This window comes from Polaromonas sp. JS666 (assembly GCF_000013865.1).
Classification (GTDB): Bacteria; Pseudomonadota; Gammaproteobacteria; order Burkholderiales; family Burkholderiaceae_C; genus Polaromonas.
The window spans coordinates 1900614-1925754 of sequence record NC_007948.1 but is presented as its reverse complement, the minus strand read 5'-3'; the positions used below and the strand labels follow the sequence as shown (position 1 = coordinate 1925754).

Annotated in this window: 27 protein-coding genes; 9 read left to right on the top strand and 18 right to left on the bottom strand. The window is 62.9% G+C overall.

Annotation, left to right across the window (positions count from 1 at the left end; translation table 11 throughout):
• Nucleotides 1-14: 14 nt before the first annotated feature.
• Both BPRO_RS09285 and BPRO_RS09280 read left to right on the top strand, forming a co-directional pair.
• A complete protein-coding gene (locus BPRO_RS09285) occupies nt 15-770 on the top strand; it encodes a sulfite exporter TauE/SafE family protein (protein WP_011482797.1) in 756 nt (251 codons plus the stop codon).
• Nucleotides 771-921: 151 nt separating this feature from the next.
• Entirely contained in the window at nt 922-1323 is a 402-nt protein-coding gene (locus BPRO_RS09280; protein ID WP_041389504.1) for an FKBP-type peptidyl-prolyl cis-trans isomerase, read from the top strand.
• A gap of 33 nt (nt 1324-1356) precedes the next feature.
• Here BPRO_RS09280 and BPRO_RS09275 read toward each other — a convergent pair whose 3' ends face one another.
• From BPRO_RS09275 to BPRO_RS09260, 4 genes are all read right to left on the bottom strand, one after another.
• Nucleotides 1357-2238, bottom strand: a complete 882-nt coding sequence (locus BPRO_RS09275) for an alpha/beta fold hydrolase (RefSeq protein ID WP_011482795.1) — start codon at nt 2236-2238, stop codon at nt 1357-1359.
• 52 nt (nt 2239-2290) lie between these two features.
• Nucleotides 2291-3403: a mandelate racemase/muconate lactonizing enzyme family protein gene (locus tag BPRO_RS09270; protein WP_011482794.1), complete on the bottom strand. Its 1113-nt coding sequence runs from the start codon at nt 3401-3403 to the stop codon at nt 2291-2293.
• 230 nt (nt 3404-3633) lie between these two features.
• Nucleotides 3634-4320 carry an alpha/beta hydrolase gene (locus BPRO_RS09265; protein WP_011482793.1) on the bottom strand — a complete coding sequence of 229 codons (687 nt, stop codon included), beginning with the start codon at nt 4318-4320 and terminating at the stop codon, nt 3634-3636.
• Between the two features lie 34 nt (nt 4321-4354).
• On the bottom strand, nt 4355-5176 hold the full coding sequence (locus BPRO_RS09260) for a DODA-type extradiol aromatic ring-opening family dioxygenase (RefSeq protein WP_011482792.1): 822 nt from the start codon (nt 5174-5176) through the stop codon (nt 4355-4357).
• Nucleotides 5177-5351: 175 nt separating this feature from the next.
• Here BPRO_RS09260 and BPRO_RS09255 point away from each other — a divergent pair, with 175 nt between their 5' ends.
• Nucleotides 5352-6254 (top strand): LysR family transcriptional regulator, encoded by a 903-nt coding sequence (locus tag BPRO_RS09255; RefSeq protein ID WP_011482791.1) that lies wholly within the window; start codon nt 5352-5354, stop codon nt 6252-6254.
• A 48-nt stretch (nt 6255-6302) separates the two neighbouring features.
• Here the strand turns inward: BPRO_RS09255 and arfB are convergent, their stop codons facing one another.
• The 12 genes from arfB to BPRO_RS09195 all read right to left on the bottom strand — a co-directional run bounded on the left by arfB (nt 6303) and on the right by BPRO_RS09195 (nt 17056).
• Nucleotides 6303-6710, bottom strand: coding sequence for an alternative ribosome rescue aminoacyl-tRNA hydrolase ArfB (gene arfB, locus BPRO_RS09250; RefSeq protein WP_011482790.1), 408 nt, complete (start codon nt 6708-6710; stop codon nt 6303-6305).
• A gap of 118 nt (nt 6711-6828) precedes the next feature.
• The gene (gene pcaD / locus BPRO_RS09245) at nt 6829-7611 is read right to left on the bottom strand and encodes a 3-oxoadipate enol-lactonase (RefSeq protein ID WP_011482789.1); all 783 of its coding nucleotides are present in this window, start codon (nt 7609-7611) and stop codon (nt 6829-6831) included.
• A gap of 14 nt (nt 7612-7625) precedes the next feature.
• The gene (locus BPRO_RS09240) at nt 7626-8042 is read right to left on the bottom strand and encodes a carboxymuconolactone decarboxylase family protein (protein ID WP_011482788.1); all 417 of its coding nucleotides are present in this window, start codon (nt 8040-8042) and stop codon (nt 7626-7628) included.
• Nucleotides 8039-9298, bottom strand: a complete 1260-nt coding sequence (pcaB, locus tag BPRO_RS09235) for a 3-carboxy-cis,cis-muconate cycloisomerase (RefSeq protein WP_011482787.1) — start codon at nt 9296-9298, stop codon at nt 8039-8041. The genes BPRO_RS09240 and pcaB overlap by 4 nt, the downstream gene beginning before the upstream one ends.
• A 37-nt stretch (nt 9299-9335) precedes the next feature.
• Nucleotides 9336-10229 carry a sugar phosphate isomerase/epimerase family protein gene (locus BPRO_RS09230; protein WP_011482786.1) on the bottom strand — a complete coding sequence of 298 codons (894 nt, stop codon included), beginning with the start codon at nt 10227-10229 and terminating at the stop codon, nt 9336-9338.
• 5 nt (nt 10230-10234) lie between these two features.
• Complete coding sequence (locus BPRO_RS09225) at nt 10235-11140, bottom strand: VOC family protein (protein ID WP_011482785.1); 906 nt, start codon at nt 11138-11140, stop codon at nt 10235-10237.
• 36 nt (nt 11141-11176) lie between these two features.
• Nucleotides 11177-11947 (bottom strand): ABC transporter ATP-binding protein, encoded by a 771-nt coding sequence (locus BPRO_RS09220; RefSeq protein WP_011482784.1) that lies wholly within the window; start codon nt 11945-11947, stop codon nt 11177-11179.
• A 126-nt stretch (nt 11948-12073) separates the two neighbouring features.
• Nucleotides 12074-12832: an ABC transporter ATP-binding protein gene (locus tag BPRO_RS09215; protein ID WP_011482783.1), complete on the bottom strand. Its 759-nt coding sequence runs from the start codon at nt 12830-12832 to the stop codon at nt 12074-12076.
• Nucleotides 12829-13851 carry a branched-chain amino acid ABC transporter permease gene (locus tag BPRO_RS09210; RefSeq protein ID WP_011482782.1) on the bottom strand — a complete coding sequence of 341 codons (1023 nt, stop codon included), beginning with the start codon at nt 13849-13851 and terminating at the stop codon, nt 12829-12831. Before BPRO_RS09210 ends, BPRO_RS09215 begins: the two co-directional genes overlap by 4 nt.
• A complete protein-coding gene (locus tag BPRO_RS09205) occupies nt 13848-14723 on the bottom strand; it encodes a branched-chain amino acid ABC transporter permease (RefSeq protein ID WP_011482781.1) in 876 nt (291 codons plus the stop codon). Before BPRO_RS09205 ends, BPRO_RS09210 begins: the two co-directional genes overlap by 4 nt.
• A 115-nt stretch (nt 14724-14838) precedes the next feature.
• A complete protein-coding gene (locus tag BPRO_RS09200) occupies nt 14839-16008 on the bottom strand; it encodes an ABC transporter substrate-binding protein (protein ID WP_011482780.1) in 1170 nt (389 codons plus the stop codon).
• Between the two features lie 70 nt (nt 16009-16078).
• Nucleotides 16079-17056, bottom strand: coding sequence for a shikimate dehydrogenase family protein (locus BPRO_RS09195; protein WP_011482779.1), 978 nt, complete (start codon nt 17054-17056; stop codon nt 16079-16081).
• A 191-nt stretch (nt 17057-17247) separates the two neighbouring features.
• Between BPRO_RS09195 and BPRO_RS09190 the strand changes: the two genes are divergently transcribed.
• The 4 genes from BPRO_RS09190 (at nt 17248) to BPRO_RS09175 (ending at nt 20949) form a co-directional block, all read left to right on the top strand.
• The gene (locus BPRO_RS09190) at nt 17248-18039 is read left to right on the top strand and encodes an IclR family transcriptional regulator domain-containing protein (protein WP_011482778.1); all 792 of its coding nucleotides are present in this window, start codon (nt 17248-17250) and stop codon (nt 18037-18039) included.
• Nucleotides 18040-18251: 212 nt separating this feature from the next.
• Nucleotides 18252-18947, top strand: a complete 696-nt coding sequence (locus tag BPRO_RS09185; RefSeq protein WP_198140998.1) for a DUF1326 domain-containing protein — start codon at nt 18252-18254, stop codon at nt 18945-18947.
• A gap of 42 nt (nt 18948-18989) precedes the next feature.
• On the top strand, nt 18990-19766 hold the full coding sequence (locus tag BPRO_RS09180; protein WP_041389496.1) for a DUF2182 domain-containing protein: 777 nt from the start codon (nt 18990-18992) through the stop codon (nt 19764-19766).
• A 298-nt stretch (nt 19767-20064) separates the two neighbouring features.
• The gene (locus tag BPRO_RS09175; protein WP_011482775.1) at nt 20065-20949 is read left to right on the top strand and encodes a DMT family transporter; all 885 of its coding nucleotides are present in this window, start codon (nt 20065-20067) and stop codon (nt 20947-20949) included.
• Nucleotides 20950-20978: 29 nt separating this feature from the next.
• Here the strand turns inward: BPRO_RS09175 and aroC are convergent, their stop codons facing one another.
• Nucleotides 20979-22076 carry a chorismate synthase gene (gene aroC, locus BPRO_RS09170; RefSeq protein WP_011482774.1) on the bottom strand — a complete coding sequence of 366 codons (1098 nt, stop codon included), beginning with the start codon at nt 22074-22076 and terminating at the stop codon, nt 20979-20981.
• A gap of 114 nt (nt 22077-22190) precedes the next feature.
• Here aroC and BPRO_RS09165 point away from each other — a divergent pair, with 114 nt between their 5' ends.
• Complete coding sequence (locus BPRO_RS09165) at nt 22191-22616, top strand: cupin domain-containing protein (protein WP_011482773.1); 426 nt, start codon at nt 22191-22193, stop codon at nt 22614-22616.
• A 253-nt stretch (nt 22617-22869) separates the two neighbouring features.
• On the opposite strand, the gene BPRO_RS09160 is transcribed toward BPRO_RS09165, so the two are convergent.
• Nucleotides 22870-23526, bottom strand: coding sequence for a glutathione S-transferase family protein (locus tag BPRO_RS09160; protein ID WP_041389494.1), 657 nt, complete (start codon nt 23524-23526; stop codon nt 22870-22872).
• 222 nt (nt 23527-23748) lie between these two features.
• Between BPRO_RS09160 and BPRO_RS09155 the strand changes: the two genes are divergently transcribed.
• Entirely contained in the window at nt 23749-25002 is a 1254-nt protein-coding gene (locus tag BPRO_RS09155; RefSeq protein WP_041389492.1) for a polyhydroxyalkanoate depolymerase, read from the top strand.
• Nucleotides 25003-25141: the final 139 nt, after the last annotated feature.

Sequence of the window (25141 nt, the reverse complement as noted above, 5' to 3'; positions counted from 1 at the left end):
CCTCTTCGCCCTGCATGGATTCGCAGACACTCCTGGTCGTGATGGGTGCCGCACTTGCCGGCTTTGTGCAGGGCCTTTCAGGCTTTGGCTTCGGCCTCGTCGCCATGTCTGTCTGGGCCTGGACGATTGATCCGCGGCTTGCCGCCGCCATGGCGGTTTTTGGTGCCCTGACCGGGCAGCTGGTGGCTGCCGCTACGGTGCGCCGCGGTTTTGATCTGCGGCGGCTGGCCCCTTTTGTGGCCGGTGGCCTGCTCGGCATTCCCGCCGGACTGCTGATGCTGCCCTTGATGGACGTGCAGATGTTCAAGGCCTTTCTGGGCATGCTGCTTATGCTCTGGTGCCCCGCCATGCTGATGGCAGGCCAATTACCCCGCATCACCGCGGGCGGTCGTCTCGGCGACGGGCTGGCGGGCGGCGTAGGCGGCATGATGAGTGCGATGGGTGGTTTTTCGGGTGTCATTCCCACGCTCTGGTGCACGCTGCGCGGCTATGACAAGCACGCCCAGCGCGCCATCATTCAGAACTTCAATCTGGCCATGCTGATGGTCACCATGGCCACTTACATCGCCACCGGCATCGTGACCCGCGAAACCGTACCCATGCTGGCCATCGTGGCGCCGGCGATGCTGCTGCCTTCACTCATCGGCGCGCGGGTCTACATTGGCATCAGCGAAGTAATGTTCCGCAAGATCATCTTGAGCCTGCTGACCGCCTCGGGTGCAGCCCTGCTGGGCTCCTCGCTGCCACAGCTGCTGGGCCGGGCGAGCTGATGCGGTGCCTGTAACTTCACCGTTACAGGGCATTGCGCCGACCCGGAGATAATGCGGCGGACTGTTTCCCGCGCGTTTTCCGTTTTGCCTGCTTCCGTCAGCGGTACCCCGCCACCATCCGCCACCATTTATGACCAACCCCATGAACATCATGAAATCCGTTCCAGCCCTGCTGGCCTCCTGCGCTCTGGCCACCAGCGTGCTGGCCGCAGCACCCGCCGAAACGCTGCCCACCGGCGTGAAAATTGTGCACAGCGTGGACGGCACCGGCGCGCAGCCCAAGGCCTCGGACACGGTCAAAGTGCACTACCGCGGAACGCTCGCCGACGGCAAGGAATTTGACAGCTCCTACAAACGCGGCACACCCGCCACCTTCCCGCTCAGCCGGGTGGTGCCGTGCTGGACGGAAGGCCTGCAGAAAATCAAGGTCGGCGGCAAGGCCACGCTGACCTGCCCACCCGCCACGGCGTATGGCGAGCGCGGCGCCGGCGGTGTGGTGCCGCCCAATGCCACGCTGACGTTTGAAGTTGAGTTGCTGGCCATCGAGAAATAAGCAGCCCGCACGGACGCGGCCTCACGCCACCGCTTACGGTGCCTCGCTGAGTGCCGCCAGCAGTGCCTGGTTAAAGGCATCTGCCCGTTCAAACTGAACCCAGTGGCCGGCGGCATCAATGAGCGTCAGGGTCCGGAAATTTCGGGCTTGCCGCACAGCCGCCGCCAGCGCATCCAGCTTGCCCCGGTACAGGGCGTCTTCACTGCCGTAAATGGCATGCACCGGGCAGCGCACCTGCTCCAGTGAACGCGCCAGCACGTCGGTACGCGACAGGCTGCGCCCTTTCATCCGGTCGCGCAGCACGTTGGCCACATGCAGGCGAAGCGCCAGCTCGGTGATCGCCTCCGGGCGGTACAGCATCAGCGCCGCCAGGTTGCCGCGGTGAATGGCATCGCGCTGGGCTGGGTCTGTCAGGTGCCGCCACGAATTGAGCTGAATCGGCTTCTCGGGTGCGATGCCCAAACCGGGCGCGCCCACCAGCACTACACGGGCAGCCCGCGCCGGAAACTGGGCCGCCAGAAACCCGGCCACCATGCCGCCAAACGAAAAACCCACAAGATCACAGGCCTCGTCATCGAGCAGCAACTTCAGCCCCTGCTCAACCGGACCGGGCACGGCATCGGCGTCCGTCCCCTGTGCCGGTGCGGCTGAATCGCCAAAACCGGGCAGGTCCGGCACATAGACCCGGCGCCCCGACTCGACCAAGGGAAGAATGTTGCGCAGCCAATGCGTCCAGCTGCCGCTGCCGCCATGAAGAAGCACCACGGGCGCCAGCGCGCGGCTGCCACCCGCCTCACCCCAGACATGCCAGACCATGCTGCCCGCCCCGCAGGGCGTTTCCTTGCGGACCGCTGTTTCTAAAAGCGCTTGTGCTTCAGGGGGGACTTGGATTTGAACCTGTACCGAAAGAGTCATTCAGCGTTTATACCTTGCCCCGCTCCTCGATGTTGACGCGAAACAGGACCCCTCAGCTTTCGATCACGACCGGGGGACCGAGACGGTAGCGATTCAGAATCTCCATGTCCGGGTCTAGCCCCAGGCCCGGCCCAGGCGGCACTGACAGTCGGCCCTGGCGAGCGCGCACGGCGTCGTGGTACGGACTGGCTTGCAGGTCGCCGAAGAAGAGCTCGAAAGCAACCTCCGGCGCGAAGGCCGCCGCGAGGTGAAGCGACGCCAGAAAGCCCGGGCCGAAGTAGAAACAGTGCGGCACGTAGTCGACGCCATGCGTGCGCGCCAGGATCGCAGCCCGTGCCACCGCCTCAATGCCGCCGAACTTGATGACGCTGGGCTGGCAAATGTCGACCGACCCAGCCCGCAGCATCGCGGCCAATTCGTGCACACCGGCAACGTTCTCTCCCGCGGCGATCGGAATCGTCGTCGCCGCGCGTACACGCGCCAGGCCGGCGTGATCCTCCGGCGGCCACACGGGCTCTTCCAGCCAGGCCAGACGCGATGCCTCGAGCGCGCGGGCATGCTCGATAGCCTGGGACACGCTCCACGGACAGTTGGTGTCGAGCGCGAGCCATACCGATTCACCGCAAGCGGCGCGCGCCGCGCGCACTGTGTCCAGGCGGACTTCGTGCAGCTTGATGTGGCGAAACCCCTGCGCCAAGGCGCGATCGACGGCCGATGCAACCAACTCAGGCTCCGCATAGCGCAGCAGGCTCGCGTAAGCGGTCAACTCACGCGGCGCGCCCCCCAGCAGCGATGCGATCGGCAACGACGCCAACTTGCCGGCGATGTCCCACAGCGCAATCTCGATGGCCGAAAGCGCGTACACCACCGGGCCCGTTCGACCATGGATATGGAAACGGTGGAACATCTCCGTCATCAATCGCGACCGGTCGGAAACATCGCGCCCGATGAACGCAGGCCCAACGAGTGTCGTCAAGGCCGCGCTGGTGGTCGGACAGGCAACGTGCCCCCATCCCTCGCCCCAGCCATCGACGCCCGCATCAGTGCGAACGCGCACGAACAGGGAGTCCACTGAAGTCCAGTTCATCCCGGCAAACGCCGTCGGTGCCGCCCCCATGTCGAACGGCACACGGATGGGGTGGAGCTCGATTCGAGTGATCTTCATGGCCGCAACTCCTCAATGTTGTCGGCGGATATGGTGACCTGCCCTTGGCCTTTTGGCAACTCGTTTTTGGGGTTCGGGCCTGCTGCCATCGAGAGCTCCAACCGGCGGCCATATCCATTTGCCGAGCCACTTGGCCGGCTTGAACCTGGTTGGACTTCCGGACTGTTTGACGATCACGCCGCACGGGGCCACGCCCTGCCTGGCCTCTACGCCTCTACGCCTCTATGCCGCTACGCCGCCAGCTGCTGCAGCCACTGCATGGCACCCGCCAATTCATCCTGCGTGATCTCGTGGGCGTTGGGAAACTCGGTATAGCGCAGCGTGATCGGCAGCTTTTGCACCTGCTCGCGAATCGACTGGGAATGGGCTACGGGCAGCACCTGGTCCCGGGTTCCACCGCTGACCCATAGCTGCTTGCCCTGCAGCTGCGCCCCGGGTGCCGCGAACGGCAGCACTTCATCCAGCAGGCGGCTGTGCAGCACCATCGCACCGTGCACAAGCTCTGGCTGTGTCAGCAGCAACGAGAGCGACATGATGCCGCCCTGGCTGAATCCCCCCACGACCACGCGTTCGGGCGGCACGCCCAGTTGCCGCGACAGGCCCGCAAGGGTGTCGGCCACCAGCCGGCGACTGGCGGCCTCCTGCGCCTGATGGATGACACGCTGGCCCTGCGGTGAAACGCCAAACTGAAACCAGGCATATGAACCGTGCCCCACCACATTCGGTGCGCGCAGGCTGACCACATGAAAGTTGGCCGGGACATGGGATGCCAGGCCGAACAGGTCTTCTTCACTGCTGCCCACGCCGTGCAACAGCACCAGCAACCACGGGTTGGCGGTTCCGGGCGCCGCATCACGCTTCAAAAAAGATAGCGGAATACTGCCAGATTCATTGAATTTCACGTTGTTTTCAGTCATATAAAAATTCTTCCTTCGGACGATGGCCGGGTTTTCAGGCAGGCTGCGCTGATGCCAGCGCAAACGAATCCATCGCGAGGATGCCGTACATCACCTCGCGGCTCAGGTAGTCGGCCTGCACCGCTTCCTCGTCGCCCCAACCAGCGACCCCCAAAGCAAAAAATACCGGCAGGAAATGATCTTCACTGGGATGCGCCCGTTGCGCATGCGGTGCCTGGCGGCGGTAGTCGAGCAGTGCAGCCTTGTCGCCGCGCACGATGGCCGACTCCACCCAGCGGCTGAACTCGACCACATAAGGCGACGGCTCGCGCTCGCCGCCAAAAAACTCGCGCAGGTTGTGCGTCATGCTGCCCGAGCCAATGACCAGCACACCTTTGGCCCGGAGACTGCGCAGCGCACGGCCCATGGCCAGCACCTGGGCCGGGCCGTAACCCAGCGGCAAGGCCACTTGCACCACCGGTACATCCGCCTTCGGGAAGAGATGCATCAGCGGCACCCAGGCGCCGTGGTCGAGCGGGCGCTCCGCATCGCTGTCAGCGGCCATGCCCGCGCCCTGCAGCAAGTCCCGCACTTCGGCCGCCAATGCCGGGCTGCCCGGGGCGGGGTATTGCAGTTCGTACAGAGCAGGCGGAAAACCGCCAAAGTCGTGCCACGTGGCAGGGGCCGGGTTGGCCATGACCGCCGGGGTGCGCGCCATCCAGTGCGGCGACATGATGACGATGCCGCGCAAATCGCCGGGCGCCTGCGCAAGTGCTGCGCCCCAGCGTGTCAGCGCGGGGCCGGTGCTGCCGGCTTCAATGGCGAACAGCGGTGCGCCGTGGGATAAAAACAGGGCTGGAAGTGTTGAGGCCGGCATGACGAAATCCTTTCCAAAGATTACTGATACTGTAGTTATCCATAAATTAAAGATAAATATCGTAAATCTTGATTCATTGACTCTGAATAATTGACAATAAATGGTCAGAACAGCACTCTGACCTTACTTGAACCCACTCGGCTCACTCACCGTTGAAAAGGCGAAAACGCACACCATGGACCAGCTCCGCCAGATTGAAACCTTTGTTGCCGTGGTGCAAAACGGCAGCTTCGTCAAAGCCGCCGAAAAGCTGGGCGACTCCAAGGCCGCGGTGTCGCGCCTGGTGCTGGAACTCGAGGCCCGGCTGGACACGCGGCTCCTGAATCGCACCACGCGCAAACAGTCGCTGACCGAATCGGGGGCCGATTATTTTGAGCGCTGCCGCAAGATCCTGGATGATCTGGCCGAAGCCAACCTGGCCGCCAGCGCCAGTACCGCCCGACCGGTAGGCCGGCTGCGCATCAACGCGCCGGTCAGTTTCGGCAACCTGCATCTGGCGCCGCTGTGGGGCGGTTTTTTGCAGCGGCACCCCGACGTGACGCTGGACGTCACACTCTCCGACCGGCAGGTGGACCTGGTGGAAGACGGCTACGACCTGGCTATCCGTATCGCCCGCCTGCTCAATTCCAGCCTGATCTCACGGCAGCTCGCCAGCACCCGGCTGGTGCTGTGCGCCTCGCCCGCCTACCTGAAACTGAAACGGCAGGCCCGGCTGAGCACCATTGAAGACATCGCCGCGCACCCGGTGATCGCCTACAGCTACTGGTCAGGCGGTGACAGCTGGGCGTTCGAGGGGCCGGAGGGCCCTGTCGAGGTGCTCACGCAGGCCCGCCTGCGCAGCAACTCCGGCGACACCTGCCTGGCCGCAGCGCTGGCGGGCCAGGGTCTGATCCTGCAGCCCACCTTCATTGTCGGCGCCGACCTCAAGGCGGGCCGGCTGGTGGAAGTGCTGCCGCACTACCGCGCGCCGACCCTCGCCATCCATGCGGTGTACCCGAGCCGACAGCACCTGTCGGTCAAGGTGCGGCGCATGGTCGAGTACCTGGCTGGCGCGTTCAAAAAACCTGATTGGGAATGAACCCGGCAGCCTGGCGGCGCCAGGTGCCGGCCAGGGCTCCAGGGTCAATCATTCATTGACCTTGCCACGCAGGTTCTTGATCTCCGAGCGCTGGCTTTTGCCGGCCAGACGCCGCTGTTTCGAGCCGTAGGTCGGCTTGGTAGCGCGTCGGGGTTTGGGTGGCGACGACACGCTGTCAACCACTTCCTGCAAGCGCATCAAGGCGTCGCTCCGGTTCATCTCTTGTGTACGGTGCTGCTGCGCCTTCAGCACAAACACGCCTTCCTGGGTAATTCGGCTGTCGCTCAGCGCCAGCAGGCGGCCCTTGACCTCATCGGGAAGTGAAGACGCCGCAATGTCAAAGCGCAGGTGCACGGCGCTGGACACCTTGTTGACGTTTTGTCCGCCCGCGCCCTGGGCGCGGATAGCGCTGAACTCCACCTCGCGCTCATCAACCAGAAATTTCGAGGTCGGCATGGTCAATGCTGCGCGGGGTTCAAGCTGAAAACGGTAATTGGATGGGCCCACATCCGGTGATTATCGGGCCTGCCTCGCTGGCATCACACTTGCGGCACGCCGGCATCACGCAAGACGGCTACTTCACACCGTCAAAAAAACCTTCCAGCAAACGGGCAAACGCTTCGGGTTGCTCCACGGCACTGAGATGGGCAGCCTCCAGCGTACGCAATTGCGCGCTGGGGATGCTGTCCGCAATGGTCTGCGACATGGCCAACGGCGTGGCCTCGTCACGTGTGCCCGCGATCACCAGCGCCGGGCATTCGATGCGGCGATTGCTGGCACGAAAGTCAATGGATGCCACCGCCTCGCAACTGGCGGCATAGGCGGCAGCGTCGGTGTTTTCCAGCTGGTGGCGCAGGTCCGCCACGCGCTGCGCGCCGCCTCCGGCAAGGTCCGCCCTGAATTCCGGTGTGAACCAGCGCTGCATGGCGCCGTCGGCGATGGCTGCGACGCCCTGGGCGAGCACAGTCTGGACCCGAGCCTGCCACAGCGCGCGGGCCGTATCGTCGTACCAGCTGGCCGCGTTGGCGATGACAATGCTTTTGACCAGCTGCGGCTGGCTGGCAGCGAGCGCCTGCGCCGTCATGCCGCCCATGCTCAGGCCGACAAAATGCACCGGGCCTGCCGCCTGTTCGCGGATCAGGCCGGCGGCGTCTTCGGCCAGCAGGTCGAGACTGTACGGCCCGGCAGGCGCTTGCGACTGGCCGTGCCCCCGGTGGTCATAACGCAGCACGGTGTAGCGGCTCTTGAGCAGCGCCGTCACGCCATCCCACATGCGGATGTCGCAGCCGAGCGCATGGCTCAACACCACCACCGGTCCCTGGCCCTCTTTCGTCCAGTGCAAAACAGTTTTTTTCATTGTCTGGGGTGTCCTCAGGGTGTGGCGGCCAGCAGGCCTTTTTCGCGCAGGATATCGCCGGCGACCGCGAACGCATGGTTGGCCGCAGGCACACCGCAGTAAATCGCCGCCTGCAGGATGACCTCCTTGATGTCTTCGGGCGTCAGCCGGGAGTCCAGCGGGCCGTCCAGCCCGGCGCGAACGTGCATGGCGAATTCCTCAAAGGCCTTCAGCGCAATCATGGTGGACAGCACCATGAGGCGCCGTGTCTTGTCGCCAAATGCGGGGCGTCCCCAGATTTCGTGCCACGCATAGCGCGTGATCAAGGCCTGGAATTCCCCGTTGAACGCATTGCTGTTGGCAAGGGATTTGTCTACCCAGGCATCGCCCAGCACCCTGCGGCGATTGACCATGCCCTTGTCGTAATCATTCATGGAGTCACTCGTGCTCATGGCATCACTTTCATTGTGTTGGTATCTGGTGATTTCGGGGGCTTCAGCGCAGCCAGCGCCTGGGTGTGGGCCAGCACCTGGGCCTGCGTCAGCTCCGCCGCATGCCGGGCCAGGCCGGGACTGAACCACTCGTCTGCAGCCTCGGCGGGCAGCACCGCCCGCAAGGCGTCCAGGTTGGCCCGCATGCGCTGCGTATCCACCTGCAGGCCCGGCAGCGCCTGGGCCATCGCACGGGCGGAGCCGTGCGCCGACATCAGCAGGCCCGGCCATTCGGCCAGCTCGGCCTGCCAATTGCCAAGGGCTCGCTCGTGCTCCTGCGGCATGGCGGCCAGCAACGCGGCCACCCGTTGCGGCGCCCGCTGCGCCGCAGCCAGCGCCACCATGCAGGCAACCGGATTGCGCTTGTGCGGCATGGCCGACGACCCCCCGCGCCCCGGCTCGGTCGGCTCGGCCACCTCGCCCACTTCATACTGGCCCATCAGGGCAATGTCCTTGGCGATCTTGCCAAGACTGCCCACCAGCAGCCCCAACTCGCAACCGAGCGCGACCCACTCGTCGCGCTGCGTATGCCATGCGCAGGAAGGCGCCCTCAGTTTCAGCTCGCTCGCCATGTGCGCGATGACCTGCGGCCCCAGATTCTTTCCTGCTTTCTGCATCTGGGCGAGCGTGCCCACCGCGCCACCCAGCTGCACGCTCAGGGCATTGCCGGCTGTCGCCTGCAGGCGCTGCAGGCTGCGTACCAGCGGTGCGGCCCATCCGGCGCATTTCAGGCCAAAACTGGTGACCGACGCCGGCTGCATCAGTGTGCGCGCCAGCACAGGATCGGCGGCATGGCGCCCGGCCAGGACCAGCAACGCCGCCACCGCCTTGTGGACATCGGCTTCGATCAGGTTCAGCGCATTGCGGGTCACCAGCGCCAGCGCGGTATCGATCACGTCCTGGGAGGTAGAGCCAAAGTGGACAAAACCGGCGGCATCCTTGTTGAAGAGGCCCACCGTTTCCTTCAGGCTCTTGACCAGCGGAATCGCGATGCTGCCGGCGCGCCCGCTTTCGCGCACGATCTTGGCCACATCAAACAGCTCGACCTTGCAGGTCCCGCTGATGGACTGGGCCACGGCCTCGGGAATCAGCCCGACGCTGGCCTGCGCGCGCGCCAGCGAGCCCTCAAAGCGCAGCATGGCATCCAGAAAATTGCGCTCACTGAACGCCTCCAGGATTTCGGACGTGGACAGGAAACCTTCAAAAATGCTGCTCATGCGATGTCAGGGGTCATAAAAGTGAATTAACAGGCCTTCAACGCTTCAGGCGGATCTGGTTGGGCAAGGGCACGGAACGCCGCAAGACGTCCTCGCCCAGCCACAAGGCCGAACGCCAGGCGCGTTGCGCCACGGTGGGTAAAGGCATTTGCTGGTAGTCGTCATTGAAGACCTCGAAACTGTAGTCACCGCGGTAACCCAGCCCGTGGAGTTTGGTCACCAGCGTGGCGAGTGCTTCGCTGTGTACGCCTTCCCCGGGAAACACGCGAAAATGCCGCGCGGTGGCAATGCGTTCCTCGACCGACTTGATCTCGGTCCACATGAAGTCGGCCAGCTGCACCAGGAATATCTTGTCGGGATCCAGCATGTCCAGCTCGTCCAGCGAGGTCTTGGTCGCAAACATGTGGAAGGAGTCAAATCCCAGGCCGAGATTGGGCATGTCAGCCTCGCAAATGATGTCCCAGGCCTGTGGGAATTCATTGACGACACGCCCCCACGACAAGGCTTCATAGGCTATGCGGATATTCATGGGAATCGCCAGCATGGCCAGTTTGCGCAAGTCCTTCACCAGCGCCCGGGTGTCGTCCGTGGCATGCACGGACGTGGATGAACAGATCAGCAACAGCCGGCAGTCCAGCGCGTGGCACATCTCCAGCATCGATTTGGCAATGTCGACCTTGTAATCGTGAAGATGGCCCGACAGGCCCTCAAAATCGCGCAGCACCTGAAAGCCGGTCACGCGCAAGCCGCTGGTACGCACCGCCGCAATCGCGGCGTCAAGGCCGTCGGGGTGGCCCACCAGGTCCCTCGCGGCCAGCATGATCTGGGTGAACCCCGCCTCGCGAACAGCCTTGAGCTTGGCCTCGAGCGGGCCGGCCAGCGAGATGGTGTCCATCCCGAAATCGTCTATGTTTCCGCTGTAGTGACTCATGATCTTCAACCGCGCTCGTCGTGCACGAGCTCAAAGCTCACGCTGCCCAGCCAGGTTTTGGTCAAGGCGCCGCGGTCCTCGGTGTGAACGCCGCGCGACTCGACAAATTCCACGCCGCGCATGCCCAGTTCGGCCACCGCCTGCAACACGTCGGCAGTGCCCAGGCCGATGCGCTGCAGTCCCTCATCGCCCTCCACATCCAGCACGCTGGCTTCGGGCTCGATCAGCTGGAGGTAAAAACGCGATGCTGGCGGGCATGGACTGCGCAGAATTCGCCCCTTGGGCAGGATGCCAAAGCGTTGCTCGGCGGGCAACTCGGTGAAGCCGAACAGCTCGCGATAAAACTCCGCCCAGTCTTCGGTGCGGTCATTGCCGATGTACTGCACGATGCCGAAAAAATGCAGGCCGGCCACAGCAGGTGGATGCGGGTCCACCGTGGGAATCGGCACGAAGTCCACGTCATAGATGGAAAACTTGTCGTAGCGGTCCACGAAATAGATGCGGCTCTTGCCCACACCGTGGATGGCGGGAATGTTCAGCTCCATGACTTCCACGCGCGAGGGCACGGCCCAGGCACCGCGCTCCAGCGCCCGGCGATAGGCCTCTGCCGCATCCCGCACGCGCACGGCCACCGCTGCAATCACCGGCTTGTCGGTCGGCGCCGCGCCGTCGGGCAGCGCAGGTATGTGGGCATTGACGATCACATTGATGCCACCCTGCCGGTACAGCAGCACCTCGCGCGAGCGGTGGCGTGCGATGGGGCGAAAGCCCATCATCTCCAGCACCTGCCCCAGCGCCTGCGGCTTGGCGGTGGTGTATTCGATGAATTCAATGCCGTCCAGTCCGAGCGGGTTGACAGCGTCGAGGATGGATTCCCGGTCAGTGCTTGCCGTCTGGAGGTGGGTGCTCATGGTGTTCTCCGGTTGAGTTCAGGAATGATCAGGACATCAAAGCGGCTGGTTTGCCGGAAAAGCGGATTCGACCGTCACACCAGGCACATGCCCGCCGCCCAGAAAAAGCCGCTCGATATTCGGGTCGGCCAGCAACTCGGAAGCTTTTTTGTGCAGCACCAGCTGGCCCGACTCCAGCGCAATCGCGTCATCCGCCATTTTGAGGGCGCTCTTGACATTTTGTTCCACCATCAGCACCGTGGTTCCCTGCGAGGCCAGTTTTTGCAGCAGCTTGAACACATCCTGCACCACTATCGGCGACAAGCCGATGGAAGGCTCGTCAATCAGCAGCACCTTGGGACGCAGCAGCAGGGCACGGCCGACCTCCAGCTGCTTTTGCTCGCCGCCGGACAGGGCCGAGGCCTGGGAGTGCAGGCGCTCCTTCACGCGCGGGAAGAACTCCAGCACCTCGGGAATCCGCTCATGCGTGGTCTTGGTGCCCAAGGTGATGCCGCCGAGCTCCAGGTTCTGCCAGACCGTGAGCTGGCCAAACAGGTTGCGCCCCTGCGGCACAAAGGCAATGCCCTTGGCCAGCAATTCTTTCTGTGTGGCGCCGGAGATGTCCACCCCATCGAGCAGGATGCGGCCCTGGCGCGGCTTGAGCAGACCGAACAGGGTTTTCAGCACGGTGGACTTGCCCGCGCCATTGGGACCCAGCAGCAAGGTGATGGAGCCGCGCCTGACCTTGAACGACAGGTTGTTCAGGATCATGAAGTCCTTGTAACCGGCCACCACATCGTCAAATTCAATACAGATGTCACTTGTCATTTCTACACTCCGTGAAATCGCAATCCAATTTCTTTATCAGCAACGGCGCGGAACCGGCTTCGCCGGGCCGCAGCGGTTGTCCCCCTGAGGGGGATTCCGGCTACACGCAGTGAGCCGAGACAGGGGCTAATTCCCTAAATAAGCATCAAGCACCTCTTTGTTGCCCCGAATTTCAGCCGGTGTGCCAATCGCCAGCACCCGCCCCTCCACCATCACCATGATGCGGTGGCACAAATCCATCACAAAGTCCATGTTGTGCTCAATCACCACAAACGATCCCTTGCGCCCGAACTTCGGGTTCTGGTTCAATTCCTTGAGGAGGGTCGAGATGCCGCCCACCAGGCTGGGGTTGACACCGGCACATGGCTCGTCGAGCAGCACGAGGTCGGGCTCGGCCATGAAGGCCATGGCAATGTCCACCAGCTTTTGCTGGCCGTAGCTCAGCGTGCCGGCCGGCTTGTCGGCGACATGGCGGATGCGGAACTGGTCGATCAGCGCATCGGCCTTCGCGCCCAGCCCCGAGTCGCCGGGGGCAAACATGCGGCTGAGCATGCTGCCTTTGTGCTCCTGCGCGGCCACGATCAGGTTGTCGCGCACTGTCATCTTGCCAAACACCTGCAGGGTCTGGAAGGTGCGGCCCACGCCGCGCCGGCTCAACTCCAGCGGTGACAAACCCGTGATGTTTTTGCCGTTGAGCTCGATGGCGCCGGTGTCCGGGCTGATCTGGCCCAGCACGCTGTTGAACATGGTGGTCTTGCCCGAGCCGTTGGGCCCGATCACGCCAAAGATCTCGCCCGGCATGACTTCAAATGACACACCGCCGACCGCCTGGATGGCACCGTAGGATTTCCTGAGGTCGGTGACTTTCAGCAGAGGGCTCATCATGATGCTGCTCCCACCCGCTTGGTGGCCGCCATGCCCGCTGCAATTTTGCGGGCTGCCGAGGCATCACGCGCGGCGCGCCGGTCCCGGATGCGGTCCGGAATGCTGAGCAAACCGTCGGGCAGCCAGACCATCAGCACCACCACCGCGGCGCCAAACATGGGCAAATACCAGTTGGCCACGCCCGGTACGTCGCGCAGCCACTCCGGCAGCACCACACCCACGGCAGCACCGACGATGGGGCCGAGGAAATAACCGGCACCGCCGACGACGACCATCAGGTACATCATGATGGAGGCGCCCACCGCGAATGGTGCGGGTTCAATGAACTGCACCAGCGAGGCAAACAGCGCGCCAGCGATACCGGCATACACCGCGCCAATGGCGAAACTCAGCAGCGTGTAATTGCGGATGTCGACCCCCAGGCTTTCGGCGCGGATCGGGTTGTCGCGCAGGGCCCTGAAGGCTTTGCCCCAGGGTGAGCGCAGCAGGCCCCACAGCAGGCCCGACAGGATCAGCGTCACCACCAGCACAAAGTAGTAATACGGCCGGTTGGCTTCAAGCGAGTAGCCCAATATGGCGGGCCGCGCGATGTTGTTGATACCGAAGGTGCCGCCGGTGAGCCACTCTTCGTTGCGCATGACCAGCCAGATGGCGGTGTTGAAGCCCAGGGTGGCAAAGGCCAGGTAAATGGTCTGCACCCGCAGCGCCGGAAAACCCAGGATCAGCCCGACGGCAAAGCAGATCAGCGCCGCTGCCGGCAAACCGAGCCAGAAGCTGAAGCCGGCCTTCATCAGGATGGCCACGGTGTAGGCGCCGATGCCAAAGAATGCCGCGTGCCCCAAAGACTTCTGGCCCGCATAGCCGATGGTCAGGTTCAGGCCCATGGTGGCAATGATGAAGATCAGCCAGTAGGTCAGCAGGTAGATGCCGTAGTTCTTCAGGTACTGCGGCGCGACCAGCACCAGCAAGGCGCCCAGCACGGTGAAAACGGTCGCAAATTTATGGTCCAAGAGCTTCATACCTTGCGCTCCTCTTTTTTGCCCAGCAGGCCTTGCGGCTTGAACAGGATCACGATCATGAAAATCACCAGCGCCACGGCGTCCTTGTAGGCCGGCGAGATGTAGGCGGATGCGAGGTTTTCGCACACGCCCACGATCAGGCCGCCCAGCAGCGCGCCGCGTGAATTGTTGAAGCCGCCGATGATGGCGGCAAAGAAGGCTTTGGTACCCAGGCCCTCACCCATGTCGAACTTGGCCAGGTAAGTCGGCGTGACCAGCAGCGCTGCCGCCACGGCCAGCACGGCGTTGATGGCGAAGGTGTAGAAGATCATGCGCGGCACGTTGATGCCGAGCACGCTGGCGCTCTCGGTGTTTTGCGCCACGGCCTGCATCGCGCGGCCCGTGACCGTCCTGGCCAGGAAGGCCTGGGTCGCCAGCACGATGATCATGGCCAGGGCAAAGGTGCCGACGTCCTGCAGGGTGATGGTGACGCCTGCGATGTTGTACAGCTTGTCGGCAAACAGGCTGGGGAAGGGATGGGCTTCGGCGCTGTAGCCGGCGCGCACGCCGTTGCGCATGGCGATCGACAGGCCGATGGTGGCCACGACGATGGGCATCATGCCGTACTTGAACAGCGGATCGACCACGCCGCGCTTGAAGACCCAGCCCAGCAGCAGCACGGCCAGCAGCACGGTCAGCACAAAGCTGACCAGCATGGGCGCGCCCAGCGAGATGAAGCCCAGCAGCATGAAGGCGGGCAGCATGACAAACTCACCCTGCGCGAAGTTGATCGTGCCGGAGGCTTGCCACAGCAAGGTAAAACCCAAGGCTGCCAGCGCATAGATGCTGCCGGTGGCCAGGCCCGAGAAAAAGAGTTGGAGGAAGTCTGTCATGGCAGTGCTTACATAAGAAGGTACTTGCTGGAGGGTTTCATGCTGCCGGTACCGGCGGCCCGGGGCCACCCGTACCGGCGCGTCACGTCAAGCGTTGATGCCGGAGGCCGGTGGCTTATTTCTTTGGTGCGGCAGCGGGCGCAGCACCCAGCGGTGGCAAGATGGCAACCACTTCCTGCTTGCCGTTCTTCACTTCAATCATGAAACTCTCGCGGTCCAGGTCGCCCTTGCTGTCAAACGAGACATCCATCAGCACGCCGGGTTGATCCGCCGCTTTCACCTTCAGGGTATGCAGGGCAGCCGCCACTGCCTTGCGGTCGAGCTTGCCGACCTTCTCGATCGCGGACTTCAGCACGTAGATGCCGGAGTAGCCTTTCATGCCGTTGTGGTCGGACACATACTTGTATTCCTTCTCAAACTTGGCACGGAAGGCGCGAATGGCTGGCTGCGGCGCATCAACCGTCAGGCCCACATGGGCCACGGCGCCGTTGGCAGCCTCACCCGCCAGCTCAATGACCTTCTGGCCGGTGAGCGTGGTTTCGCCAATGACGGGTTTGTTCCAGCCCTGCTTGCGCAACTCGCGCAGCAGCCGCGCCGACTCTTCTTCATTGGAGTAGGCGAACACGCCTTCCGCATTGCTCTGCTTGGCACGCAGCACGGCAGCCGAAAAGTCGATCTGGCCGGGCTCGGTGGAAATTTCGGTGGCAACCTTGGTTGACGAATTGGCCAGCGCCTTCTTGATCGAGTCAAGGCCACCCTTGCCGAAATCGTTGTTCACATAAATGATGGCGATGCTTTTGAGTTTGGCCTGATCGCTGATATAGCGGGCGACCTTGGGCATGGCCGTCGCCTGTGTGAAGCTGGTCCGGAACACATAGGGGTTGCCCTGCTCGGTGATGCTGGCCGCCTCGCCGCCCGTGAAATTGGGCACCTCGGCACGGCGCGACTCGGCCATGCTGACCATGATGGAGCCGGAAAACACCGGACCGAAGATGGCGAAGACGTTGTCGTCAATAGCCTTTTGCGTCAGGCCCTTGGCCACGCCGGGGTTGCTCTGGGTGTCGGTGGTGGTGGTCTGGATTTTTTTGCCGAGAATACCGCCCGCGGCATTGATTTCCTTGACGGCCAGTTCCACGCCGTTCTTGAAGTTGGTGCCGGCCGTGGCACCACCACCGGACAGCTCGACAATGTTGGCAATCTTGATCACGTCTTGTGCAAATCCGGCCGTAGCCGCCATGGTTATTGCGCAAGCAGCTATCACTTTAAGAGCAAATCGTTTCTGCATGGTTGTCTCCACTAAGGGTTGAAAGTCAGTAAAAAAATCAATGTGGGATCAATATGGAATCAACATGGAATCAATGGGCCGGGAGTCGTGATTCCCCGACTCCCGGGACTGGAACGCTGGCAAATTCGGAGCTGGGGATGCGCTGGCCTGGGCGGTTGATCTCACCCTGCATGGCGGCCGGATACAGAAGTTCGCGAATAAAGGTGGCGTTGTTGCGAACGGCTTGCGCCGCCTCGGCGTAGCCAAAAAAAGCCAGGTAATCCGGTGCTTGCTGGATCAGCATTTCAAAGCCGGGCTGTGCGACCAGATGCCGTGCCCGGGCAGCCTGGACCAGCGGTGTCGGCTGGTTCTTCATCAGGATGTCCACCACGGCCGCATGCGGAGCCAGCCGCGACACATCGCACGGCAGCGGATCGCCAGCCCTGAGCCCCAGCGGTGACGCGTTCACCACCAGGTCATAAGCCGACGGGTCGCTGCTGGTCGCGGCCACAACCTTTTTCAGGGGCGTCTGCGCCGCCGCAGCAAGCTGGCTTGCCAGGGCCTGCGCCTTGCCAGGTGCCGGGTCATAGAGTGCAATCCCGGCAGGTGCGCGGCTACCCGCCATCGCCAGCGAGACGGCAATGGCGGCAGCTGCGCCACCGGCGCCCAGGATCAGCACGCGCTTGCCGGCGTAGGCCACCCCGAAGTAGTCCAGCGACAAGACAAAACCCTTGCCGTCGAACAGCGCGCCTTCCAGCTCGCCCGCTGCGTTGCGGCGTATGCCGTTCACCGCGCCCGCCACGCGACCAGCGTCGTTGCAACGCGCAAGCAGGCCCATCACCCGCGATTTGTGCGGAATGGTCAGCAGCATGCCCTTGATGTTTTTGGCCAGGAAAGCGGTGCGCACGAAAGCCTCGATGTCCTGGAGGGGCACATGCACAGGTACCAGCACCGCGTTGATACCCAGCGTCCTGAAGATCAGGTTGAACACCTCGGGCGCACGCACCTGCTCCACCGGATCGCCGGAGATCAAATAAACATCGGTGCTGCCCTGGATGGTGGAATGCATGGTGGATTGGGCTAAATGTTCGATAATCGATTTAACTTGCAGATTTCGGCTGAACTTTAGTGGTTTGAAGTTTTAATTTAAAGCTGATTTTTCGAAATTGAACGATAATCGAACATTATTGATCGATCATCGATCAAAGCGAGGGTTTCACCTCATATTGATGGCCGAACCACTCCCACAATACTTGGCCCATGACAATGCCTGCCCCGCCAGCGCCCCCCTCGCCAGCACTCGACAAACGTGACTGGATTGCCGGGCTGGAAAAAGGCCTTTCCATCATTGAATGTTTTGACGACGCGAATCCCCGCCTGACGGCCAGCCAGGCTGGCGCCCGCTGTGGCATGACACGTACCGCGGCACGCCGCTACCTGCTGACGCTGGAATACCTGGGTTACGTGGCCAGCGACGGAAAGCTGTTCTGGCTGACCCCACGCGTTTTGAGGCTCGGGCAGTCTTACCTTGAATCGGCCCGGCTGCCGCGCATCGTGCAGCCCTTCCTGCAGCGCGTGACCGCCGGCACGCAGGAAAGCGCCTATGTGAGCGTGATGGACGGCGACGAGGTCGTGTACATCGCGCGCAACGGCACCAACCGCGCGATGAACACCGGCTACGTACTCGGCTCGCGCGTGCAGGCCCAGGTCACCGCCGCCGGCCTGCTGATGCTGTCCCTGCGCGACCCCGGCTGGCTGGAAAACTGGTTCGCCACCCACGAACTCAAGGCCTATACCTCCTACACCATTGCCAGCAAGGACCGCCTGCGCATCGAGCTGGCGCGCGTGCGTGCCCAAGGGTGGGCCATTTCAGAGCAGCAGCTGGAACTCAATTACCGCGGCATTGCCGTGCCGTTGCGTGACCGGCATGGTGATGTGGCCGGCGCCCTGAGCGTGACCATGCCCATGGGCCATGAATCAAGCGAAGAGGCCGTCGCCCGTGTGCTGCAGGTACTGCGCGAAACGGCGCAGGCCATGCGCAACCTGATCTGAATGCCGTCGGTACGTAATCTGAACATCATCTGAACGCCGACCGTGCATTCAGCAAAAGTTATTGCCGGTATTGCCGGTATTGCCGACCGCCAAAAATAGGCGTATGGTCAAACACCAAACGCAAGTGGCAAGCACACCTTTTTTCTGACGGCCCTGGGTACAGCACTGTACCCGCGCATGCGTTTTGCGTTCGGCCGGGTTTGCAGGAGGAGTTGCAGATTCAAAAAACAACTCTCGCTGCATTTGTTGAAAACGGCAAACAGGAGGATGCGATCATGGCACAGGCAAACTGGCGTCTCGAAGGTGAATGGATCAAGAACTGCAACTGCGCATTTGGCTGCCCCTGCGATTTCAACGCGCCGCCCACCAAGGGCTACTGCGAAGGCCTGCTCGGGATGCGGATCACCAAGGGAAACTTTGAAGACACGCGCCTTGACGGACTGAGTTTTTTTGTGACGGTGCGCTTTCCTGGCGCATTGCACGAAGGAAACGGACAGGCCCAACCGATCATCGAAGAGCGCGCGACACCGGCGCAACGCGAGGCTTTGTTTTCGATCATGTCGGGCAAGAACTCGGCGGAAGGAACGCTGTTCAATATCTTCAGCCTGATCGTCACCAAGATGCACGATCCGATCTTCGCGCCCGTGAGTTTCGAGTTTGACAAGAAGGCCCGGACCGCACGCCTGAGCATTCCCGGCGTGCTTGAAACCGACGTCGAACCAATCAAGAACCCGGTGACCGGGGCACCGCATCGCATTCAGGTCGTGATGCCGGAGGGGTTCGAGCACATCGAGGGTGAGATCGCATCGGCCAACATCCACAGCACCGGCGCGATTCCGTTCGACACCACAGGGTCGCACAGTACGCTTGCCCATGTTGTCCAGACTCCGCAGGGCGTTGTCGCCTGACCGGGCGGCGGCCTTCCCGGCGCGTAGCCACGACAAATGGGCATGGCCAGTGCGAGCGTTGAAAAGGCATTGAAGCACGACCGGCTGCTGGTTATTTCCGGTTTGTTGCTGGTGGTGGCCTTGGCTTGGGCCTACCTGCTGACGGGCGCCGGGACCCTGCAGGAAATGGGTGGCATGCTGATGCCGATGAGTTCAGGCCCGTGGACGCCAACGCACGCAATGATCATGCTGGCGATGTGGGTCGTGATGATGGCCGCGATGATGCTGCCGAGCGCCACGCCCATGATCCTGCTTTACACCACCATCGCCCACGGCCGCCGCGCAAAAGGCGAACAGGCATCGGGATCCATCCTTTTTGTGGGCGGATACGTCACCATCTGGACGGCGTTCAGCCTGGTGGCGGTGGCGCTTCAGTTCGGGCTGGACAAGGCCGCGCTGCTCTCACCCATGATGGAAACGACCAGCATCGGTCTGGCCGGCACGGTCCTGATTGCGGCCGGCATCTATCAGTGGACGCCGCTCAAGCAAGCCTGCCTTCGGCGCTGCCGCTCTCCCCTGGACTTCGTATTGATGCACTGGCGCAATGGACCAACGGGCGCGTTTTTGATGGGCCTGCACCATGGCATGTTCTGCGTTGGCTGCTGCTGGATGCTGATGCTCCTGCTCTTTGTCGGCGGCGTGATGAATCTGGTCTGGATCGCGGGAATTGCCCTCTTTGTGCTGGTGGAAAAACTCGTACCCGCCGGCCACTGGATAGGCCGGGGCGCGGGCCTTCTATTGATCGGATGGGGCGTCGCCACCCTGCTGACGGCCTCCTGAACAGACGGTGGCGACGTTTGATAGAACAGGGTGGCATTGCATCGATCGACCGCTATTACTTTTATAGCAATCTAGCCAGAATTTACCAGGCTGCAGCCTGATTCATGAATGAGTCTCCGGCGATCAGGCCTCAACGCAAGCCGTGTTCGACAGCACCATACCGGTGGTATCACTGGCGCAAGCGGTCGCGGCCAGAAACACTCGGGCCCGCGACAGCTCTGCCGGCCAAAGGCCCTGACCCGCTCCAAGGGTGAGTCAGCAGCATTCAGCCGAATCACGCACAATCTCGGCACCCGACATGCAGACCCGACATTTCATCCAGCTCATCGCCCTGTCCGCCTTCTGGGGCGCATCATTTCCCCTGTTGCGCATTGCCAGTCCGGCGCTCGGTCCCTGGGTGGTCGCCAGCCTGCGTTGCACCCTGGCCGCCATGGTGCTGGCCGTGCTCATGCACACACTGCGTGACCGCTGGCCTCCCCGCGCCGCCTGGCCGCGCCTGGCGCTGCTGAGCCTGCTCACCGTGGTCATTCCCTTCGTGCTGTTCAACTGGGCCGCCCTGGTCATTCCCGCAGGCTATTCGGCAGTGCTTAATGCCACGGCCCCGCTGTTCGGCGTGCTGGGCGCCGCCGCTGCCAGCGAGGAAAGGCTCACCTCACGGCGCCTGCTGGGTTGTGCCGTGGGCTTTGCCGGCGTGGCGCTGCTGGTCCAGTTGGGACCGGTGGCCGTCACACCGCAAGTCGTGCTGGCCGCGCTGGCGTGCACAGCGGCCGCAGCCAGCTACGGCGTGGGCACCGTCCTGATGAAACGCGCCACCATGGCCTACGCACCGTTGCCGGCGTCCGCCGCCGTGTTTGTCGCGGCCACGCTGATTTTGCTGCTCCCGGCAGGCATGGCCGCGCCTTCAGCGCACCCTACCCCCGGCGCGCTGCTGGCGGTGGCCATGCTGGGCATCGTCACCTCGGGCTTCTTGTATTGGATCAGCATGCGGCTGATGCGCGAAATTTCGGCCAGCGCGGCCACGTCAGCCGCTTTCATGATTCCGCTGTTCGGGGTCACCTGGGGCGCGCTTTTCCTGGGGGAGGCGGTCACGGCCAGCATGCTGCCCGGCTGTGTGCTGGTGCTGGCCGCCACGGCGCTGATCACCGGCTTCAACCCCTTTCGAAGCTCCTCGTCCGAACCCTGAGCCAGAAGGCAACCGCGTTGAGCGGGGACTCAGCCGCGTGCGCGCATGATGTCCGGCGTGCTGACCGTCACATCGGCATTTTGCGCACGCTGGCGCAGCGCATGCTCCATCACGACGAGCGCCAGCATGGCCTCGGCAATCGGCGTGGCGCGAATGCCCACGCAGGGGTCGTGCCGGCCCTTGGTCACCACCTCGGCGGGGTTGCCCGCCGTGTCTATCGACTGGCGCGGTGTGATGATGGAGCTCGTGGGCTTGATGGCGATCGAGACTTCCAGGTCCTGCCCAGTGCTGATGCCGCCGAGCACACCACCGGCATTGTTCGAAAGGAAACCTTCGGGCGACAGTGAGTCGCCATGGGTTGTTCCGCGCTGGGTCACGCTGGCAAAGCCGGCGCCGATCTCCACGCCCTTGACGGCATTGATCCCCATCATGGCAAATGCGATGTCGGCATCGAGCTTGTCAAACAGCGGCTCGCCCAGCCCGACGGGCACACCGGAAGCGGTGACCCGGATGCGCGCGCCGCAGGAGTCACCGGCCTTGCGCAGTGCATCCATGTAGTCTTCAAGGTGGGAAACGTCGGCCACCGGCGCAAAGAAGGGATTGCGCGGCACATGCTCCCAGGACTCAAAGGGAATCGCGATGTCGCCAATCTGCGCCATGCAGCCGCGAAAGCTGGTGCCATATTTCTCAGCCAGCCATTTTTTGGCCACCGCGCCGGCGGCCACCATGGGCGCCGTCAGGCGGGCCGAGGCGCGGCCGCCGCCGCGGGGGTCACGCCGCCCGTATTTGTGCAGGTAGCTGTAGTCGGCATGGCCGGGCCGGAAGGTTTCCAGGATGTTGCCGTAGTCCTTGCTGCGCTGGTCGGTGTTCCTGATCAGCAGGCAGATCGGCGTGCCGGTGGTCTTGCCCTCGTACACGCCCGACAGGATTTCCACCGCGTCGGGTTCGTTGCGCTGCGTCACATGGCGGCTGGTGCCCGGACGGCGGCGGTCCAGATCGGTCTGGATATCCGCTTCGGTCAGCGCCAGCCCCGGCGGGCAGCCGTCAATCACGCAGCCAATGGCCGGGCCGTGGGATTCACCAAAGTTGGTGACTGCGAAGAGATTGCCAAAGGTACTGCCAGACATAGTGCAATGATTTTAACCGTCGGGCATCGCCGGGCCGTGACGGGGAAACTGCGACTGGAACGCTTCATGCATGAAGGCACGGGCGCAAATGGCTGCGCACTACCGGAGGGCACCATGCTTGAGCGAACCAACACCCTGTTCTCACATGTCAAACCCGGCGACACGCCATTCAAATCCGACGGATTGCGCGATTTCTTCCTCTACCGCGACCTGGGCATTGCCGAGGCGACCCACGGCAAGGTCATCGCGCACCTGGTGAAGGCCAATATGGCACCAGAAAAAGGCACGGGCTGGCACCGGCATGAAGCGGACTTCCAGATCGTCATCATGCTCAAGGGCTGGGCCCGATTCATGTACGAAGACCGGGAAACACTGGTTTCCGCAGGCGATTGTGTGCACCAGCGCCCCGGCATACGACACTACCTGTTTGACTATTCACCCGACATGGAATACCTGGAAATTGTCTCGCCGGCGGACTTCAAGAGCATTGATGTGGAGCCTGTGTGCGAGATTCCCGAGCCTACGCCCTGGGGGAGATAGCCCCCACGGTCGCTCTACTAGCGTGTAGCTCCCTGCCCCCCCGAGGGGGCCGCTGCGCCTGCGGTCTGGCAAAGCCAGTCCCGCGGCCCCTGCTGGCTGGAGAGCTGCTACTTCTGAGCCCCACGCTTGCTCACTGCGTGTAGCCGCTGCCTCCCGAAGGGGGCCGCTGCGCCTGCGGCCCGGCTAAGCCGGTTCCGCGGCCCCTGCTGGGCTGAAGAGCTACCCCTTCTGCCACTTGCAGGTTGATGCCAGTTCAGAACTCCGCGTCCAGTTCGTCAAAATCATCAGGCTCTTCCTGCGCGGCAGCAATCCACTCCTGCATGGCGGGCAGCGTCCAGATGCTGGTGCAGTAGCCCACGCACAGGGCATCCAGGGGGATGTCATAGGTCCTGAAACGACTGACCACCGGCGCGTACATGGCGTCCGCCATACAGGGATTTTTGCCAAACAGGTAGGGACCGCCATAGCGGGTGAGGCAGTCGGTCCATATGTCCACGATGCGCCGGATATCGGCGTCAGCACGCGACCATGTCCTGAACTTCGGGAAAAAAGCCTTGATGTTCAGGGGCATGGAAGAACGCATGGAGCTGAAACCAGAGTGCATCTCGCCGCAGATGGCGCGGCAATGCGCCCGGGCGGCCATGTCGCTGGGCAACAGGCCCGCCTTGGGATTGACTTCATGCAGGTATTCGCCAATGGCCAGCGTGTCCCACACCTTGATGCCGTTGTGCTCCAGGCTGGGCACCAATATGGAGGGTGACAACAGCAGGATTTCGGCGCGCATGTCCGCATCGTCGGGCGGAATCACCTTCTCGGCGAACTCCAGACCGGCCAGCCTGGCAAGCAGCCAGCCACGCAGCGACCAGGCGCCGTAGTTCTTGCTGCTGATGGTAAGGACTGCCTGAGCCATGATGCCGATGTCTTTCACAAAGGTAAAAGCAGCGCTGTTACGCCGTCCCCGCGCCAACAACCCTTGACGCAAGGTCACTGAGCAAGCCCTGTGCCAGAACTTGAATGTTTCCCGCTCCAATGGCGAATCTTTACATGCCCGGCGTGGACGGCCCGCAAGCAGTGGCCCGTAAATTGCTCCGAACTCATGCCGCCGCTCGCTCTGGTGCAGCAAGAAAGAAGCATGCTTTATCACGCCTATCAGTTGCAGTCTGACCTGACCTCCCCCCTGCGGATGTTCGCCGAACAGGCCGGGCTGATGGTCGGCTCGGTCAAGTCCGGCCTGTCCAGCCCGGCCCCCCTATTCCCCTGGATCAGTCAATCGGCCAGCAAGCTCTCTGCGGCCTGCGAAGTGCTCGCTCGCCTGCGCCTGACGCACAGTAGGCCAGCCTACAACCTGGACACCGTGGAAGTCGCCGGCGAACCCGTCGCCGTGACGGAGCACAAAGTCTGCGAGTTGCCTTTTGGCACCCTGCTGCATTTCAGGAAAGCGCTGGCCACCCCCATGCCGCGCGTGCTGCTGGTCGCGCCCTTGTCCGGCCACTTCGCCACGCTGCTGCGTGAAACGGCGCGCACGCTGCTGGCCGACCATGACGTGTACATCACCGATTGGCACAACGCCCGCGATGTGCCTTTGTCCCAGGGTGAGTTCGGGCTGGACCACTACACCGACTACCTGATCAAATTCCTGGAAGTGCTGGGCCCTGGCACGCACATGATCGCAGTCTGCCAGCCCTGCGTGGCAGCCCTTGCCGCCACCGCACTCATGGCCGAAGACGACAACCCGGCACAGCCGAGCAGCCTGACCCTGATGGCCGGGCCGGTGGACTGCCGGATCAACCCCACCGGCGTCAATGAACTGGCCAACAGCAAGCCCATCGAGTGGTTTGAAAAAAACCTGATCAGCCCCGTACCCTGGCCCCACAAGGGCATGATGCGGCAGGTCTACCCCGGTTTTTTGCAGCTCACGGCGTTTTTATGCATGAACCTGGAGCGACACAAAAAGTCATTTGAAGATCTGTACCGGCATGTCCGGGAGGGCGAATTTGACAAGGCCCAGATCATCCGCGCGTTTTATGACGAATACCTGGCCGTCAATGACCTGCCCGCCGCCTTTTACCTGCAAACTGTCGCCAAGGTATTCCAGACCTATGACCTGCCGCGGGGCGAACTCACCTGGCATGGCAGAAAAGTCAATCTCCAGGCGATACGGCGTACCGCCTTGCTGACGGTGGAGGGTGAGCGGGATGACATCTGCGCTGTCGGCCAGACGGTCGCCGCGCAAGACCTGTGCAGCAGCATCCGGCCTTACATGAAGACCCACCACGTGCAAACCGGCGTGGGGCATTACGGCGTCTTCAGCGGCAAAAAATGGAACCAGCAAATCTACCCGCGGGTGCGGGACGTCATTTACAACAGCGACAACAGCGCAGGCTGAAGCGGGTCATGCGGGGCCGGCCGATTCAGCGAGCCGGCTGATCTGCAGCGACGTCGCCTTCGGCCGGCCACGCGTAGCTCATCCTCATAGGCGCCCGGTTTCAAGACACCGCCCCTCGCGAAAAAAGTGAGCGTGGGGC

Coding starts and splice junctions, on each gene's coding strand:
- BPRO_RS09285 (WP_011482797.1), top strand. CDS start 15: ATGGATTCGCAGACACTCCTGGTCGTGATGGGTGCCGCACTTGCCGGC.
- BPRO_RS09280 (WP_041389504.1), top strand. CDS start 922: ATGAAATCCGTTCCAGCCCTGCTGGCCTCCTGCGCTCTGGCCACCAGC.
- BPRO_RS09275 (WP_011482795.1), bottom strand. CDS start 2,238: ATGACTCTTTCGGTACAGGTTCAAATCCAAGTCCCCCCTGAAGCACAA.
- BPRO_RS09270 (WP_011482794.1), bottom strand. CDS start 3,403: ATGAAGATCACTCGAATCGAGCTCCACCCCATCCGTGTGCCGTTCGAC.
- BPRO_RS09265 (WP_011482793.1), bottom strand. CDS start 4,320: ATGACTGAAAACAACGTGAAATTCAATGAATCTGGCAGTATTCCGCTA.
- BPRO_RS09260 (WP_011482792.1), bottom strand. CDS start 5,176: ATGCCGGCCTCAACACTTCCAGCCCTGTTTTTATCCCACGGCGCACCG.
- BPRO_RS09255 (WP_011482791.1), top strand. CDS start 5,352: ATGGACCAGCTCCGCCAGATTGAAACCTTTGTTGCCGTGGTGCAAAAC.
- arfB (WP_011482790.1), bottom strand. CDS start 6,710: ATGCCGACCTCGAAATTTCTGGTTGATGAGCGCGAGGTGGAGTTCAGC.
- pcaD (WP_011482789.1), bottom strand. CDS start 7,611: ATGAAAAAAACTGTTTTGCACTGGACGAAAGAGGGCCAGGGACCGGTG.
- BPRO_RS09240 (WP_011482788.1), bottom strand. CDS start 8,042: ATGAGCACGAGTGACTCCATGAATGATTACGACAAGGGCATGGTCAAT.
- pcaB (WP_011482787.1), bottom strand. CDS start 9,298: ATGAGCAGCATTTTTGAAGGTTTCCTGTCCACGTCCGAAATCCTGGAG.
- BPRO_RS09230 (WP_011482786.1), bottom strand. CDS start 10,229: ATGAGTCACTACAGCGGAAACATAGACGATTTCGGGATGGACACCATC.
- BPRO_RS09225 (WP_011482785.1), bottom strand. CDS start 11,140: ATGAGCACCCACCTCCAGACGGCAAGCACTGACCGGGAATCCATCCTC.
- BPRO_RS09220 (WP_011482784.1), bottom strand. CDS start 11,947: ATGACAAGTGACATCTGTATTGAATTTGACGATGTGGTGGCCGGTTAC.
- BPRO_RS09215 (WP_011482783.1), bottom strand. CDS start 12,832: ATGATGAGCCCTCTGCTGAAAGTCACCGACCTCAGGAAATCCTACGGT.
- BPRO_RS09210 (WP_011482782.1), bottom strand. CDS start 13,851: ATGAAGCTCTTGGACCATAAATTTGCGACCGTTTTCACCGTGCTGGGC.
- BPRO_RS09205 (WP_011482781.1), bottom strand. CDS start 14,723: ATGACAGACTTCCTCCAACTCTTTTTCTCGGGCCTGGCCACCGGCAGC.
- BPRO_RS09200 (WP_011482780.1), bottom strand. CDS start 16,008: ATGCAGAAACGATTTGCTCTTAAAGTGATAGCTGCTTGCGCAATAACC.
- BPRO_RS09195 (WP_011482779.1), bottom strand. CDS start 17,056: ATGCATTCCACCATCCAGGGCAGCACCGATGTTTATTTGATCTCCGGC.
- BPRO_RS09190 (WP_011482778.1), top strand. CDS start 17,248: ATGACAATGCCTGCCCCGCCAGCGCCCCCCTCGCCAGCACTCGACAAA.
- BPRO_RS09180 (WP_041389496.1), top strand. CDS start 18,990: ATGGCCAGTGCGAGCGTTGAAAAGGCATTGAAGCACGACCGGCTGCTG.
- BPRO_RS09175 (WP_011482775.1), top strand. CDS start 20,065: ATGCAGACCCGACATTTCATCCAGCTCATCGCCCTGTCCGCCTTCTGG.
- aroC (WP_011482774.1), bottom strand. CDS start 22,076: ATGTCTGGCAGTACCTTTGGCAATCTCTTCGCAGTCACCAACTTTGGT.
- BPRO_RS09165 (WP_011482773.1), top strand. CDS start 22,191: ATGCTTGAGCGAACCAACACCCTGTTCTCACATGTCAAACCCGGCGAC.
- BPRO_RS09160 (WP_041389494.1), bottom strand. CDS start 23,526: ATGGCTCAGGCAGTCCTTACCATCAGCAGCAAGAACTACGGCGCCTGG.
- BPRO_RS09155 (WP_041389492.1), top strand. CDS start 23,749: ATGCTTTATCACGCCTATCAGTTGCAGTCTGACCTGACCTCCCCCCTG.